At 43.0% G+C, this 15,580-nt stretch carries 17 protein-coding genes; 8 read left to right on the top strand and 9 right to left on the bottom strand.

Annotated features, from left to right (window positions below):
- The first annotated feature begins 4 nt into the window (after positions 1-4).
- The 3 genes from DYD21_RS05990 (at position 5) to paaC (ending at position 3,276) form a co-directional block, all read left to right on the top strand.
- Entirely contained in the window at positions 5-1,570 is a 1,566-nt protein-coding gene (locus DYD21_RS05990) for a DUF5723 family protein (RefSeq protein WP_116034064.1), read from the top strand.
- A 525-nt stretch (positions 1,571-2,095) separates the two neighbouring features.
- On the top strand, positions 2,096-2,398 hold the full coding sequence (gene paaB / locus DYD21_RS05985) for a 1,2-phenylacetyl-CoA epoxidase subunit PaaB (protein ID WP_116034062.1): 303 nt from the start codon (positions 2,096-2,098) through the stop codon (positions 2,396-2,398).
- Between the two features lie 89 nt (positions 2,399-2,487).
- The gene (gene paaC / locus DYD21_RS05980) at positions 2,488-3,276 is read left to right on the top strand and encodes a 1,2-phenylacetyl-CoA epoxidase subunit PaaC (protein WP_116034059.1); all 789 of its coding nucleotides are present in this window, start codon (positions 2,488-2,490) and stop codon (positions 3,274-3,276) included.
- Positions 3,277-3,370: 94 nt separating this feature from the next.
- On the opposite strand, the gene DYD21_RS05975 is transcribed toward paaC, so the two are convergent.
- Complete coding sequence (locus DYD21_RS05975; protein WP_116034056.1) at positions 3,371-3,721, bottom strand: four helix bundle protein; 351 nt, start codon at positions 3,719-3,721, stop codon at positions 3,371-3,373.
- A 144-nt stretch (positions 3,722-3,865) separates the two neighbouring features.
- On the opposite strand from DYD21_RS05975, the gene paaD reads away from it, so the two are divergent.
- Both paaD and DYD21_RS05965 read left to right on the top strand, forming a co-directional pair.
- Positions 3,866-4,375 (top strand): 1,2-phenylacetyl-CoA epoxidase subunit PaaD, encoded by a 510-nt coding sequence (gene paaD, locus DYD21_RS05970; RefSeq protein WP_116034054.1) that lies wholly within the window; start codon positions 3,866-3,868, stop codon positions 4,373-4,375.
- A gap of 94 nt (positions 4,376-4,469) precedes the next feature.
- Positions 4,470-5,252 (top strand): enoyl-CoA hydratase-related protein, encoded by a 783-nt coding sequence (locus DYD21_RS05965; RefSeq protein WP_116034051.1) that lies wholly within the window; start codon positions 4,470-4,472, stop codon positions 5,250-5,252.
- A 180-nt stretch (positions 5,253-5,432) separates the two neighbouring features.
- On the opposite strand, the gene DYD21_RS05960 is transcribed toward DYD21_RS05965, so the two are convergent.
- On the bottom strand, positions 5,433-5,843 hold the full coding sequence (locus DYD21_RS05960) for a type II toxin-antitoxin system VapC family toxin (RefSeq protein WP_116034048.1): 411 nt from the start codon (positions 5,841-5,843) through the stop codon (positions 5,433-5,435).
- Entirely contained in the window at positions 5,840-6,076 is a 237-nt protein-coding gene (locus tag DYD21_RS05955; RefSeq protein WP_116034045.1) for a hypothetical protein, read from the bottom strand. Before DYD21_RS05955 ends, DYD21_RS05960 begins: the two co-directional genes overlap by 4 nt.
- 252 nt (positions 6,077-6,328) lie before the next feature.
- On the opposite strand from DYD21_RS05955, the gene DYD21_RS05950 reads away from it, so the two are divergent.
- The 3 genes from DYD21_RS05950 to DYD21_RS05940 all read left to right on the top strand — a co-directional run bounded on the left by DYD21_RS05950 (position 6,329) and on the right by DYD21_RS05940 (position 9,203).
- Positions 6,329-7,504, top strand: coding sequence for a 3-hydroxyacyl-CoA dehydrogenase NAD-binding domain-containing protein (locus DYD21_RS05950; RefSeq protein ID WP_116034042.1), 1,176 nt, complete (start codon positions 6,329-6,331; stop codon positions 7,502-7,504).
- Positions 7,497-7,931, top strand: a complete 435-nt coding sequence (locus DYD21_RS05945) for a PaaI family thioesterase (RefSeq protein ID WP_158551433.1) — start codon at positions 7,497-7,499, stop codon at positions 7,929-7,931. Before DYD21_RS05950 ends, DYD21_RS05945 begins: the two co-directional genes overlap by 8 nt.
- Before the next feature lie 90 nt (positions 7,932-8,021).
- Entirely contained in the window at positions 8,022-9,203 is a 1,182-nt protein-coding gene (locus DYD21_RS05940) for a PP2C family protein-serine/threonine phosphatase (RefSeq protein WP_116034037.1), read from the top strand.
- A 3-nt stretch (positions 9,204-9,206) separates the two neighbouring features.
- Here the strand turns inward: DYD21_RS05940 and tkt are convergent, their stop codons facing one another.
- The 6 genes from tkt to DYD21_RS05910 all read right to left on the bottom strand — a co-directional run bounded on the left by tkt (position 9,207) and on the right by DYD21_RS05910 (position 15,542).
- Positions 9,207-11,210: a transketolase gene (gene tkt / locus DYD21_RS05935; RefSeq protein WP_116034034.1), complete on the bottom strand. Its 2,004-nt coding sequence runs from the start codon at positions 11,208-11,210 to the stop codon at positions 9,207-9,209.
- 121 nt (positions 11,211-11,331) lie between these two features.
- Positions 11,332-12,366 carry a tetratricopeptide repeat protein gene (locus tag DYD21_RS05930; RefSeq protein WP_116034032.1) on the bottom strand — a complete coding sequence of 345 codons (1,035 nt, stop codon included), beginning with the start codon at positions 12,364-12,366 and terminating at the stop codon, positions 11,332-11,334.
- A 116-nt stretch (positions 12,367-12,482) separates the two neighbouring features.
- Positions 12,483-13,196 (bottom strand): TIGR00730 family Rossman fold protein, encoded by a 714-nt coding sequence (locus DYD21_RS05925; protein ID WP_116034029.1) that lies wholly within the window; start codon positions 13,194-13,196, stop codon positions 12,483-12,485.
- A 2-nt stretch (positions 13,197-13,198) separates the two neighbouring features.
- Positions 13,199-13,819 carry a DUF5683 domain-containing protein gene (locus DYD21_RS05920; RefSeq protein ID WP_116034027.1) on the bottom strand — a complete coding sequence of 207 codons (621 nt, stop codon included), beginning with the start codon at positions 13,817-13,819 and terminating at the stop codon, positions 13,199-13,201.
- The gene (locus tag DYD21_RS05915) at positions 13,806-14,732 is read right to left on the bottom strand and encodes a ParB/RepB/Spo0J family partition protein (RefSeq protein ID WP_116034024.1); all 927 of its coding nucleotides are present in this window, start codon (positions 14,730-14,732) and stop codon (positions 13,806-13,808) included. Before DYD21_RS05915 ends, DYD21_RS05920 begins: the two co-directional genes overlap by 14 nt.
- A 12-nt stretch (positions 14,733-14,744) precedes the next feature.
- Positions 14,745-15,542 carry a ParA family protein gene (locus tag DYD21_RS05910; RefSeq protein WP_116034022.1) on the bottom strand — a complete coding sequence of 266 codons (798 nt, stop codon included), beginning with the start codon at positions 15,540-15,542 and terminating at the stop codon, positions 14,745-14,747.
- Between the last annotated feature and the right edge of the window lie 38 nt (positions 15,543-15,580).

Genomic DNA, 15,580 nt, shown 5'->3' with positions numbered 1-15,580 from the left:
TCATATGAAAAGTAAATTGAATCAAATCATTACACTGTTTTTTATTTCAGCTGTTCTTATCCTTGCAGCCGGTATAAACAGTGCTGAGGCGCAATCACGGCACCTTACAGCACAAAATATTGGCCTTGGCGGAGGCGGAACGGCTTATCAGGATCTCTATCATGCCAACTTTATTAACCCGGCTAACCTGATGATAAACCACAGCAACCGGCCGAAAGTATCATTCGGGCTGGCTGGCGGTATTTATACCAATGCAGGTGGAAATCTGGTTAACATCACAACCTATAACGACTACCTGACAAACGGCCGGGTGATTGAAGGAACCGTCGCCGACCAGATGCTCGATCAATGGTTCGGAACTCAGTCAACGGACATGCGAAGTGCAAATATCGACGTTGGCATTGTGCCGGTTGGTTTTGCTTATCGAAGCGACAGCTGGTCTTTAAGCGGTGCCTCAAGGGTCCGCGTACTTGGCAGCTCAGGATATTCACGTGGTTTTGCGGACCTGGTATTCCGTGGCCTCGATTCGGACTATTTTAACGAAGCCCGGGCGGTAAACATGAACCAGGAATTCCTTGTTTATAACGAAATATCAGTCGGCTATGCAACAACCGTTTTGCAGCGCGACCGGATGTTCGGTTTTGCTGAAAATGTTCGTCTGCACGTTGGAGCTGCCCCGAAACTGGTGATGGGAGTTAACTACACACGTTTCAATCTAAATTCAACCCTGCGAATACAGGAAGCAACGTCTGAAACGAACGCACAAATTAACCACGATTTCAGATATACGATTGAGACTGCCGGCGAACTTTCAGATCAGCTTGAAGAGTATAATACGCTACGTGAAAGTGGTGCTGAACCGGAGTTTGGAGATTTTATCGAACCAACAGGCAGCGATTTCACCGGCATAAAAGGAACGTCTCTCGGTCTCGACCTTGGATTGACGCTTGAGATGGACATCGATAATCTCTCCATCTTTAATTTTGGTTTCTTCAACGGGGATAAAAAGGTTCGCGTTGGTTTATCACTCACCGATTTAGGGTCTGTAGCCATTGATGATCGTAACCGTTCTTTCTCAGCAGGCGAAAATTTTATCTGGAATGGAATTCATTACGATCAGAAGATGGTGGATAATGAGTTTGGTGGTGACGACGGGAAATATTTTGAATCTGTATTGAAAGACAGCGTTGGTAACGATATTTATGGAAACCTGGTTTCAACCGAACATTCATCATACAGTAAAGGACTTCCAACAATGCTGAACTTCGGTACGCATCTTTTGCTCGGTAAATTCAGCCTGATGGTGGATGCCGGTACCGGGTTCGTTGAACGCGGAACAAACTCCCGGCGGGCTTATGTTGCCCTGGGCAGTGAATATCGCCTGATCAACAGAATTCCACTTCGCGTTGGTGTGAAAACCGGCGGACATACCAGCACAACCTACCATGCCGGAACCGGACTGGAGTTCAGGAATTTTGAGTTTAGTGTAGGAGTTGCATCGTCGGCTGTTTCCGAAAAACACGGAGCAGGAATCGGCGCCGCCTGGTCAGGACTGGTTTTCCATTTTTAATCCCCAAACCTTCATCGGATGAGTAAACCCGGAATAACCCAAAAATTCCGATACCCTCTTCAATTTCTATCATGGCTCATCCGATGAATTTTTTACCGCTAAGTTAATTCTCAAACCTTCATCGGATGAGTTAATTTTGAAAAACCAACAATTCCAACACCCTCTTCAATGTCCATCACACCTCATCCGATGAATCTTTCACATCGAAGCTAATCCTCAAACCTTCATCGGATGAGTTAATTTTGAAAAACAACAATCTCGATACCCTCCTCAATTTTTATCACGGCTCATCCGATGAATCTTCCACCACTAAGCTAATCCCAAAACCTTCATCGGATGAGTTAATTTTGAAAAAACAACAATTCCGATACCCTCATCAATTTCCATCACGGCTCATCCGATAAATCCTCCAAACGATTTCCCCGGTTAAAACTGTTTTGATGATGTAGCTTCTTTTTCACAGAAAAGCGCTATTATTGCTATCTTCTGAGAATAAGAAAAACATTCAAAACCTATACTTCAGGAATGACGAAAGACAGAAATAACACCGAATGGCCGCTATGGGAAGTTTTTTATCAGCCCAAAGATGGTAAACCGTATGAGCATGCAGGTAATGTACACGCTCCGGATGCAGAAATGGCGCTTCAAAATGCGCGAGACACCTATGCGAGACGTAATGAAGGAATCAGCATTTGGGTTGTCCCTTCTGATCAGATAACGGCATCTTCACCTGAAGATCGCGGACCTTTTTTCGATCCCGCAGATGATAAACCATACCGGCATCCGCAATTTTACAGCGTTCCGCGATCCGTAAAAAAAAGGAATTGATAATAGATTTGAGTAGTGAGTATAGGGTATTTTAGGCACTCATAACTCATATACTCACTACTCCATACTCACGACTCAATACTCCCAAAATGAGCACTTTCGACACCATACCGCAAACAAAAGAGGAATCACTGGTTGAAGTTTTACTGCGCCTTGCAGATGACCGCCTGATACACGGCCACCGACTGTCGGAATGGGCCGGCCACGGACCTGAACTTGAAGAGGACCTGGCGCTGGCTAATGTGGCTCTTGATATGATTGGTCACGCATCATCCCTTTATTCTTACGCTGCAGAACTTGAAGACAAACCGGATGAAGATCATTACGCGTACTTTAGGGATGATATCGATTTTAAAAATATCGCCATGGTTGAGTTACCCAGAGGTGATTTTGCATTTACCATTGCACGGCAGTTTCTCTTTAGCTCATTTAGTTATTTCCTCTACAAGGAATTACAGGATAACGTTGAAGATGAACAGTTTAACGGGATGATACAGAAACATTTTAAGGAGATAAAATATCATCTTCGCCATAGCCGCGAGTGGGTTTTACGTCTGGGTGATGGTACAGATGAGAGTCATCGCAGAATCCAGGAAGCATTTGATGAGATCTGGATGTATACAGGCGAGATGTTTGAACTGGATGATGCCGACCGGGAAGCGATCAAACATAATTTCTATGTGAACGTTACTGAATTTCAAGATGATTGGAGAAATTTGGTTAACTCCGTGCTGGAAGAAGCGACATTGAGTGTACCTGATTACGAACAATACATGTTCACGGGTGCACGGCGGGGACGTCACACAGAACACCTCGGCCCCCTTCTGGCCCAAATGCAGTTTCTTCGCAGGTCCTACCCGGATGCGGAATGGAAATAATTTTGTAGGTATGCCAGGGTATTGAGTATCAGGTATCAGGTAGTTGGCAGCAAGTAGATATTTGATTCGCTTGAATACTCAACACCCATGATTTTTAATTGAGACTTTTTATCAGTTTGTAAAGCATTTTTTGAATTGTGATTAAATCTTCTGTTAGCTGATTAAATTGTAATTCTGACAGATAATCAAGGTTTTTTGAAATGATGAGTTGAGTTTCCAATTCAAATGACGAACCATAAGCGATATTTAAAAAATGTCGGAACTCTTTTTTTCCAAAACGACCAGCACCTTCGGCAATATTCGAACTGATCGATACTGTGCTACGTCTTATCTGGGAAGTAATTCCAAATTTTTCAATTCCTGGAAACGTTTTAGTACTTGCGTAAATATCTGTTGCAAGTGAAACAGATTTATTCCAAACCGACAATTCTTTATAGTTATGCATATTTATTCTCCATTATTTTAAAAAAAAACTGTTTTACATATGATCCAATAAATCACAACTCCTTACATTTTTTGAAAATAAAATTATCTCACTACCCATTACCTGATACTTAATACCTGATACCAAATTTCCAATTTCAGTACCATGAACGAAACAAAAACCCTGTCAAAAGAGAAGCTCTGGACATGGCTCGAAGAAGTCATTGACCCGGAAATTCCTGTGCTTAATGTGGTTGAGATGGGAATTGTTCGAAATATTTTGCTTGAGAATAGTGAAGTGATCGTGAAAATCACCCCCACCTATTCCGGTTGCCCGGCGATGAATGCGATCGAAATGGAGATCCGTAAAAAACTTCGTGAAAAAGGAATTGAAGAATTTAAAGTGATTACTGACTTTAAAGAACCATGGACAACCGACTGGATGACCGATCACGCCAAAAAAAAGCTTAAAGAGTACGGTATCGCCCCACCAGATAGAACCACCGGGGACGACGACTTTCTCACCGGATTGAAAAATTCCCAGAAAATTATACCATGCCCTTACTGCGATTCGATGGATACAGAATTGCAGAGTGAATTTGGATCCACCGCCTGTAAATCTCTATATTTTTGCGATGGATGTAGTCAGCCGTTCGAACACTTTAAATGTATCTGAACCGGCATGAAAATAATCCTTCTTTTCAGTCCACTCCTGTTTTTGTATAGAATCGATTTTTAGTTCAAATCATTAATGATACGCATCATATAGAATGGCTTTTATTATCTCCTCCCGATCCGGTAATATCCTTACACTAACACTTAACCGACCAGAGAAGTACAACAGTTTCACCGAACCGATGGCGCTTGAATTACAATCAGGGCTAAAGGAAGCGTCATCAAAAGAGATCCGGTGTGTGCTGATCAATGCGAAAGGAAAAGCGTTTTGTGCCGGTCAGGATCTTCCCGAAGTGGTGGAACGCGCCAAAGATAGTAAATATGAACTATCTGATACGGTTCAAACTACGTACAATCCAATTATCCGTGCCATTCGAAACCTGGAAAAACCGGTGATCTGTGCCGTTCAGGGAACGGCTGCAGGGGCCGGAGCCAATATCGCCTTTGCCTGCGATATCGTGATTGCATCTCACGAAGCAATGTTCGTGCAGGCGTTCAGTAAAATCGGGTTGATACCTGACAGCGGCGGAACATTTTTTCTGCCGAGAATTGCGGGATTTGCAAGAACCAACGCAATGTACCTGCTTGATGAGAAAATGACCGCTGACCAGGCGGTGAATATCGGGTTGATCTACAAAGCCGTAACCCATGCACAACTTGAGAAAGAAGCACATCAAATTGCCGGTAAACTGGCCTCCATGCCTACAAAAGGATTTGGCCTCTATAAAAAAGCGATCAATCAAACCTTTGAAAACAGCTTATCACAGCAATTGGACCTGGAGGCAAAACTTCAGTCGGAAGCCGGTAAATCGTCTGATTATAAAGAGGGAGTTTCAGCATTTTTAGAGAAGAGAAAGCCCAATTATACAGGTGAATAGAAGATTACCCCAATAAATTCAGTCTCGGGTTCCTGGAATAGCGGTATGGATAATTCCAGTTGAAGTGGTTCATGTTGTAAAGCCCATTATGTTAGATAGATTGCACTTAGATAAGCTGTCTCAAAACAAACTGAAAAGTTCCTGTATCAGCAGTTGTTCTATTCATTTACATGCCATCATTCAAAGTGCATCCACATAGTGCTCAAATGGTGTTCCCTTCATCCCTCTTACGAATCGCATGTCGGCACTGATTACTTTTTCATCGTACTCAATGGCAGAGGCCAGGTAACACGCATCATACTGAGTTATGGGAAGCGCAGCTGATAGATCAAACGCCAGTTTTCCAATCAGAGAATAGGGAATAATCTGAATCGGGATTTTGCGTATTTCATCATAGATACGATAAGCATCTTCTGTTTCAATTAACTTCTGACGTACTTTTTTGGTTATAATCGAGTCCATTTCTACCTGAAACAGATCAGGTGCAAATAGCCGGTTGTGGCTTGAAAGAATTTCACCAGCCTTCTGATAATCCTTTTCCGGTAAAAACCATTTAATAGCAACGCAGGCATCAATGACCGGTATACTCATCGGCTTCTGTCTCCGGAAAGCTCTTCACCGCTGTCTGGAAATGATGTTCCGGATGCTTTATATTTTGTAAGTATTTCGTTTACTCTGTTCCTGGTTTCATCAATATCAGGCTTCGCATAACTATCTACCAAGTCTTTCAATTCTTCTTGCAGCGACCTGTTATTGTTTTTCGCTCTTTCTTTTAACCGTTTTAAAGTTTCCTTGTCGATATTTCTAATAAGTACATCAGCCATAGTTGCACACTTTTATTATTTTAAGATATCATTATGATATCATTTTTTTATAAGAGTTTCAATACCTTGGTTTTGCCTGCCGATTGCTTATTTTCAGCACGTTAATAGTGAACTTTGAAAAACCAATGCTTTAAAATCATCCTGCACTACTATCGGGATCTCCATATAATTGAAACTTATAGCTGAATTCAGCATCAATAGTATTCCAAAGTTAGTTTTCCAAAGCTCACAAATTTTAAATAAAGCCAGAATATGAGTTTAGATAAAAACACCACAGTCGGAGTTGTTGGAGCAGGGACAATGGGAAGCGGAATTGCCCAGATCGCTTCCACAAACGGTCATGATGTTTACCTTTATGATGCTTTTCCCGAACAGTTAAAAAAATCGGAAGAGGGTTTGATCAAAATCCTGAATCGTCAGGTTGAAAAAGAGAGAATGACACAGGATGAAGTAAACGGAATCCTCAAACGGATTCATTTCGTGGATCACCTGAACGACTTCAGTTCATGCGGTATCGTGTTTGAAGCGATTGTTGAAGATTTGCAGATCAAACAGGATCAGTTTTCTCGCCTGGAAGCAATTGTATCGAAAAAATGTGTTTTAGCAACTAATACCTCCTCCCTTTCCATAGCCTCCATCTCCTCAAGCCTGGATCGACCAGAGCGCTTACTGGGAATCCACTTTTTTAACCCGGCCCCCCTGATGAAGCTTGTAGAAATTATTCCCGGAATTTCTACAGGTGAAACCGTACTAACAACTGCACGAAATTTGATTGACAGCTGGGAAAAAACCACTGTCCTTGCTTCAGATACACCCGGATTTATCGTAAATCGTGTTGCGCGCCCATTTTATGGGGAAGCGTTGCGCATCTACGAAGAGGGAATCGCCGATGCGGCCACAATCGATTGGGCGATGAAAGAGATTGGAGGTTTCAAAATGGGTCCCTTTGAACTGATGGACCTGATCGGAAATGATATCAATTATAAAGTAACCGAAACCGTTTTCAGGGAGTTTTATTACGATCCCCGGTTCAAGCCCTCTTTTGCTCAAAAACGGCTGGTTGAAGCGGGCAGGCTTGGAAGAAAATCAGGTATCGGGTTTTATAAATATGGTGAAAATGCCAGGAATCCTGATCCAGTGAAAAACCGTGAGCTGGGTGAAAAAATCCTGTACCGCATTCTTGCTATGCTGATCAATGAGGCGTGTGATGCCGTTTTTATGAATGTTGCCACGATGGAAGATGTGGATCTGGCGATGACAAACGGCGTAAATTATCCAAAAGGTTTATTCCAGTGGGCGGATGAAATTGGGCTCTCAACTGTGCTCGACTGGATGAGCGCCCTGCAGGTGGAATATCGCGAAGACCGGTATCGGCCGAATCCGCTGCTCAAACGGAAAGTCAGAAATGGTGAGTCATTCTATGAGTGAGAACGATGTTCCAGATCCACTGAAAATTGTTCATTATCTGCTCAAAGACGATCCGTTCAGTCTCTGGATGGGAGTTGAAGTGGAAGAGGCCAGAACAGGCTATTGCAGGATCAGCTGCACCGTAACCGAATCGATGCTGAACGGTTTTAGCGTTACTCACGGCGGAATCATCTTCTCTCTGGCCGATACTGCACTCGCCTTCTCCGCTGCAACATACGGCCGTGTTTCATTGGCAATTGACAACTCTATTTCTTTCCTGAAGAAAAGCACGAATGGTGATAAAATTATCGTAATCTCTGATGTCATTCATATCACACACAAAACGGGAGTTTTTGAAGTGAACGTAAAAAACTCGAACGAGGAATTAATTGCACTTATGAAAGGCACCGTATATCGTACCGGTGAGATAATTAAAATCAGTGAATAATTTCTGGTTTTGCTGATATGATGAAAAACAAAACTTTTCCCCCGGCAATGCGTAAGCTTTCATATATCAAAATGTTTCATCATAAAAACTATGGGACTTAAAAACGAAGCCAAATCGGTATACGATACCAAAACCTTCTACAAGGAATATGTTAGCGGGATGAACTCTCATCAACTCGGTAAGGAGTTTCAGTCTGATTCTGAGCGCCTGAAAAAGTTGTATGATGATGCTTTAAAAGAAAATAATCCATCCGTGAAGCCGGAAGAAATTCCGTTCATGCAGAAAGTACTCACACTGCTTTCTGCGCTTACCAAACGGCTAAACCCCGTGCGCCGCCTTATTTTTGGTGTAGCTCTCGTAGGTTTTCTACTCTATTTTCTCATCTCACTTTTTGAAGTGATTGGCGTTTACACTTTTTTTAGCGGATTGAAACCGCTGCTGATGCCGGTCTCCTTTATTGCTGTTCTTGCAATACTTCTGATTGAACTTCTCGAAAAGTCTGATGTGCAGCAAGAGCTTAATTTTGCCCGGGATATTCAGTTGAGTCTGCTCCCTCCTTCCGGCATTACCAACAACGATCTTGAAGTGTACTCATTTGCCGCTACAGCACGAGAAGTGGGCGGTGATTATGTGGATGTGGTCAAAACACCAACCGGTACCTATGTTTTAATTGCCGATGTGTCTGGTAAAGGAATGAGCGCTGCGCTTTATATGGTTCGGATACAGGCCCTCGTACACCTTCTGATTAACAAATATCACCCATCACCAAAAGAGTTGCTGCTTGAACTGAACGACTACATAAAATCCAATAAAACAGATAAAACTTTTGTTACAGGATGTGCCGCATTTTTCCCGAATGATGACAACTCCTTTACATTTGCCCGGGCAGGCCACAATCCACCGGTGCTTTACAGCCACAAACATGAAACGACATTCGATCTCAGAACCGAAGGGCTTGCGTTGGGAATGACATCTACCAAAATTTTGAAAAATAACCTGATTGAAAAGAAATTTCGCTTTGAAGCGCAGGACAGTATTCTTTTTTACACGGATGGACTTTCAGAAGCGCGAAATGAAAAAGGAGAAGAGTACGGATTTGAACGTATAGATGGGATCATGTCGATTTATGGATCTCTTCATTCCAAAACGATCTCTAAAAAGGTACAATCCTCTTTAGAGTCGTTTATTGGAAATGAAAAGAATCTGGATGATATCACATTCACCGCAGTTCACCGGAATCCGGCAACTGCGGCGGTAATGAATCAGAAGTAGATTCTATTTTGTGAGTGATAATCCGTTTTCTACCACTTTCTCAGCCGTCAGGCCAAGCTCCTCGTAAACTTCTTCGTATGGGGCAGACTCGCCGAAACGGTCAATCCCTATCACGATACCTTCGCTTCCGGTATATTTGAGCCAGCCCATCGGTGATGCCGCTTCGATTGATATCCGTGCTTTTACATCAGCAGGAAAGACTTCGCTTTTGTAGGCATCATCCTGCTTATCAAAAAGCTCCCAGCACGGCATACTTACCACACGTGTTGCCACGCCTTTTTCTTCAAGCTGTTCAGCCGCCTTTACGATGATTTCTACTTCTGAACCGGAGGCCATCAGAATAAGATCAGGAGTTCCTGATGAAGCCTCTTTTAAAATATATGCGCCTTTTTCAGTTCCTGAAGCCTTACCGTACGTATTTCTGTCAACTGTTGGAAGATTTTGACGGGTTAGTACCAGGACAGAAGGTCCATCGGTATTTTCAATAGCGGCTTTCCAGCTATATGAAGTTTCATTTGCATCTGCCGGCCGGAATACCGCCACGTTCGGTGTTGCGCGAAGTGCCGCCAGATGTTCAATTGGCTGGTGAGTCGGGCCATCTTCACCCAGTCCGATGCTATCGTGAGTAAATACAAAGATCGATGGAATGTGAGAGAGCGCCGCAATTCTGATTGATGGTTTATTGTAATCAGAAAAAACCAGGAATGTGGCTCCAAAAGGAATAATCCCGCCGTGCAATGCAAGGCCGTTCAGCGCGGCCGCCATGCCGTGCTCCCGAACACCGTAATGCAGGTTTCTGCCGCTGTAGTCTTCGGCACTGTAAATGCCTTTGTTATCCATATCGGTTTTGGTGCTCCCGGTCAGATCCGCTGAGCCGCCAACGAGGTTAAAAATATGATCAGACATCTGATCCAGCACTTTTTTTGAAGCATTGCGTGTAGCCAAACCTTTGGGGTCCGCTTCAAACTCAGGGATCACTTCCGACCAATCTTCGGGCATATCACGGCTAACAAATTTCTTGAACAATACCCCATCAGCCGGATACTTATTCTCATACTCCTTTAGAGATGATTTCCATTCTTCTTCCCATTCTTTTCCGTTGTCAACAGCCTTGCGCATCTGGTTTTTTGCTTCATCGGGAATGAAAAAAGGTTCATCGTATGGCCAGCCAAGTCTTTCTTTCGTGAGTTTTATTTCATCGTCTCCCAGAGGTGAACCATGAGAACCAGCCGTACCTTCCTTATTTGGACTTCCGAAACCGATGGTTGTTTTACACTCAATCAGTGATGGAGTATCTGTTTTTTGCGCCTTTTTTATTGCCTGTTCAATCTCTTCATGATTGTGGCCATCAATCTGCTGAACATCCCAGCCGTAAGCTTCGAATCTTTTCTTGCTGTCATCAGTAAACGCCAGGTCTGTAGAGCCGTCAATCGATATTTTATTGGAATCGTAAAGGTAAATCAGCTTGTTCAGTTTTAAATGGCCCGCCATGGATGCACTTTCGTGTGAGATGCCTTCCATCAAATCACCATCACTCACAATTGCGTAGGTGAAATGATCAATCAGTTCATGATCCTCTTTGTTGAATGTTTTTGCCATAAACCGTTCCGCCATCGCCATTCCCACTCCGGTACCAAATCCCTGACCGAGTGGTCCTGTTGTGGTTTCTACGCCGGGTGTCATTCCATACTCAGGGTGCCCCGGTGTGATACTGCCCAGCTGCCTGAAGTTTTTGATCTCTTTTAATGATACCTCATAACCGGTAAGATGAAGCAGCGAATAGAGCAGCATAGAACCGTGTCCGGCGGAAAGGACGAATCGGTCGCGGTCGAACCATTTCGGGTTTTTTGGATTATGCTTCAGAAATTTTGTCCACAATACATAGGCGACATCGGCCATTCCCATTGGCATTCCGGGGTGTCCGGAATTAGCGGCCTGAACAGCATCCATTGAAAGTGTTCGGATTGTGTTTACACACAGAGTATCAAGTTTTGGAGCAGTAGTCATAATATTGATTTGATGTTTAATTTTATCCGTAAGAAGATAGAGAAGATGCTAACTTTAGAAAAATCAAAAGACAAAAAAAAAGCCGCATTGGTTAAATGCGGCTTTTTGTAAATAGATAGATTTATCGTCGCCCGCTGGCTGAGTGTCCTTCACACTCGAGCTCGAACTGAAGTTCGTGTGATGCAGGTTCTGAGAAGTCGCCATAGTTTGCATTTTCAAATGCGCTGCAAGCGTTACTTTGCTGGTTTAGACCTTTATATGCTGTTCCCAGTTCAAAGTAAATCTTCGCTCTGTCGGTTACACCGCCTGTTTCAAGATCGAGTGCCCGGTTGGCATGTTCTATCGCACGTTCGAAATTACCGCGGGTATTGCTGATTTCAGCAAGACGATAATGAGCATTGGGGTTGTCGGAATCATAATTATCAACTTTTTCCAACAACTCAATCGCTCTGGAATACCGGCTTTCATCCTTTAGATTTACAGCACGGTAAATTAATTCCTCAGCAGCACTGGAACGTGCATTCCCCAGTGTTCGGTCATCGCCAGTTTGCTCTGCGAGTTCAATCGCCCGGTCGTAGTATGCAAGTGTTTGGTCGATATCTTCCGGATTTTGCTTTTTATAAACTATCGCGCGCTGATAGTATGCAGTAGCGTAGTTTGGATTAAGTTCAAGTGCTTCATCCAGACTTGCCATGGCATCATCTAAATCTTCGTTTCTAAACTGAATCGTTGATTTAAGGTAGTGAAGCTGTGGCAGCGCACGGGTTGATTGCTGTACAACCTGGTCATCATTAAACTCTTCTCCGGCTTCCCTGGCTTCTGTAAATCGCTCAATAGCTCTGTCAGCGGCTTCAATTGTACGTTCGCTTTGGTATTGCTGGAAAGCACGTGTTGCACGGCTGTAATAAACTCTTGGGAGTTGCCGAACAATCCGTTCTGAAATATCTTCCAGTTCATTGTCATTTGCGACGTCAAGAGCTGCACGATACGTTTCTATCGCATCTTCTAACTGATTGGCTCCGGCTAAATCCTGTGCCTCGTTATAAAGGGTAACAGCTTCAGCTCTGGCATCTTCCTGTGCATCGGCTGTTTGAACAACCCCAATAACTAACGCCAGGGCAATCAGGGCGGACAAAATTTGACTGTAAGATTTCATAATAGTTGTCGTTTAATTGTGATTTCGTAGTAAAAACGGGATTAACATACTAAAATTTTAGCAATGGTTCAGTAAGTATTCCATTATTATTAACCATAGTCGTACTAAAAAGTTTCTTAGAATGAGAAGTTTGGACTTGGCTTCCTAATTTTATAGAATTCACAGACATGTTTTACGGCTTCTTCCTCGCTGTCTGTTATCATAAAAAGGTCTGTATCTTCTTTGGAAATGTAACCGTCATGAACAAGCCGGTTTTCTATCCAGTCGCCTAACCCTTCCCAGTATTCAGTGCCAACTAAAACAATTGGAATTTTTTCAATTTTGTTTGTTTGGATGAGTGTCAGTGTTTCAAACAGTTCATCAAGCGTGCCAAATCCGCCCGGAAATACAATAAACCCCTGGGCATATTTAACAAACATTACCTTCCGGACAAAGAAATATTTAAAATTAATCTCATATTTCGCATGAACATACTCATTGATACCTTGTTCATGCTGCAAATCGATGCCAAGTCCAACAGATTTCCCGCCAGCATTTTTAGCTCCTCTGTTCCCGGCTTCCATGATTCCGGGGCCGCCGCCGGTAATTACACCAAAGCCATTTTCAGCAATTAGTTCTGCGGCTTTCATTGCTTTTAAGTAGTAGTTATTGTCATCTTTGAGTCTTGCTGAGCCAAAAATGGAAATACACGGACCCACTTCCATCATTTTATCATATCCATCAACAAATTCTCCCATTATTTTGAAAACACTCCAAAGGTCATCACTTCCTTTCTTTTCAAAATGATCAGGCGGCATATTCTCTTTGGAAAAATGTTCAGGTGCTGACATTATTATTTTCTATTAAGTTGTATGGATAATTTTAAACCGGGTGCTCGATCTGCCAGAAAATCCGGACTTATCGTTGTGGTTGCAGAAAGGTCATCTGATACGTCAAAACTACGCATATGTGCGAACACATAGGCATCGAGTGCATTCAAACCGTAAGCTAAGAACATTACAAGAAACATTAGATCGCGTCGGTTTCGAAGATCATTTCTGTTTTGTAAAAGCTGGTTGTTACTCACTCCCTGCAAGTAATCTGGAGTGGGGCCAAACCTGAAGTCGGTATCAGCACCTCGCTGAGCATTATAATATGCTGCTTTATAATCCCTGTAATCGGTGTGAATCGTATACGTATAATATCCGATTCCGGCAAAAATCCCGTAAACAATAGGAATTTTCCACGCCTGCCGGTTTACAAGTTGCCCCCAGCCAGGTACCATTAATGATTTATATAGCACTGATGTAGGATCAGGGTACTCCTCACGTTCCGGCTGAGCAGTATCAGCCGGACTTAATTTTTCTGAAACCCTGTATTCAAAAAGCGTATAATCCTTTTGAATGAAAGTCTGCTGCCCCATTACAGCATTGGAACAGATAAGAAGAAGAAAAAAACCGCTACCGATCTTCATCGAGAATTTGAAGCAGACGTTCAAGATCATCATTCGAGTAATATTCGATACGTATTTCGCCGCCTTTTGCCTTCTGTTTTATATTCACTTTCGTACTGAGATTGTTTCTCAGGCGTTTTTCGATCGATTCAACAAAAGGTGACCGGGCTTTAGTTGCAGGTGACGTTTTTTTCTGTTCGTTCTTTTTATCAAGAGACCGTACAAGATCCTCCGTCTGCCGAACCGAAAGGTTTTTTGACAGTATTTTCTTCAGGATATCCCGCTGGTCTTTTTCTTTATCAAGATTAATAAGAGAACGTGCGTGACCGGTAGAAATTTTTTCGTCCCGCAGGGCAGCCTGAATAAAGTCAGGCAATTGCAGAAGCCGCAACATATTGGTCACCGTAGTACGGTTCTTACCTACACGTTCGGCAACTTCACCTTGCGTATAGCTGCACTCTTCCATCAGCCGCTGATATCCCATAGCGATTTCGAGAGGGTTTAGCTGTTCACGCTGTATATTTTCAATCAGCGCAAAAGCGATCATCTGTTCATCATTCACCTCCCGGATATAGGATGGAATTTCCGATAAACCTGCCAGTTTAGAGGCCCGCAAACGACGTTCACCACTAATCAGTTCAAAGCGTTTTTCACCGAGATATCGAACCGTAATAGGTTGAATCAGACCATGTTTTTTGATCGAATCGGCGAGCTCTTCAAGGGCTTCCTCTTTAAAATCTGTTCGTGGCTGATGCGGATTTGCCCGGATGTGATCAACCGGGATATCAAGCACCACATTTACCTTTTCTGCCGGTTCAATGGGAACAGCAGTTTTTGTTTTCTGCCTGCGTTCTCCTTTTTCATCTTCTCCCTCTTCTTTATCATATTCAGGAAAAAAAGCGCCTAAACCTCTGCCGAGTACTTTTTTTGTCATGGACTGAACTCCTTACCCCGCAACTACGGGGCTGTCTTTAAACATTTTTTTATTTTTCTGAATGATTTCCCTGGCAAGGGAGAGATAATTTTTCGACCCGGTACTTGTTGCATCATATAATATTGCCGGCTTTCCAAAACTGGGTGCTTCTGCCAACCGCACATTTCTTGTAATGACCGACGAGAAAACCTTTTCGTCAAAATAACGTTTAACTTCATCAGCAACCTGGTTTGATAATCTTGTCCGGGTATCGTACATAGTTAGCAAAACACCCTCAATGTCCAGGTCTGGATTGAGATGCTGACGCACAATTTTAATGGTATTCAACAGCTGACCAAGACCTTCAAGTGCAAAATATTCACACTGTACCGGAATCAGTACAGAATCAGAAGAGGTTAATGCATTAATCGTTAGCAGTCCAAGTGAAGGCGGACAGTCGATAATAATGAAATCGTATGAATCTTTTACATCTTCTACTGCCTTATACAGAATCCTTTCCCGTTCGCTGCGGTCTACCATCTCAATTTCCGCCCCTACCAAATTGATATGAGAAGGAACCAAATCGAGGTAATCCAGCTCGGTTTCACGCACGGCATCACCCATACGAACTCCACCCACCATCACTTCATAAATGGAATTTGTTACGTTTGCAGACTCAATGCCAAGTCCACTGGTGGAATTGCTTTGAGGATCGATATCTACAAGAAGTGTCGGATGTTCAATAGCGGCAAGACTTGCCGCAAGATTAATGGCAGTTGTGGTTTTTCCCACACCACCTTTTTGATTTGCGATAGAAATTACTTTTCCCATTCAGAATAAGAGGCAATATTTCGATTAATTACAGTAGA

Source organism: Rhodohalobacter sp. SW132, assembly GCF_003390325.1.
In the GTDB taxonomy this organism is placed as follows: domain Bacteria; phylum Bacteroidota; class Rhodothermia; order Balneolales; family Balneolaceae; genus SW132.
Note: the sequence above shows the minus strand (reverse complement) of the source record. Positions and strands in the feature narration are given on the sequence as shown.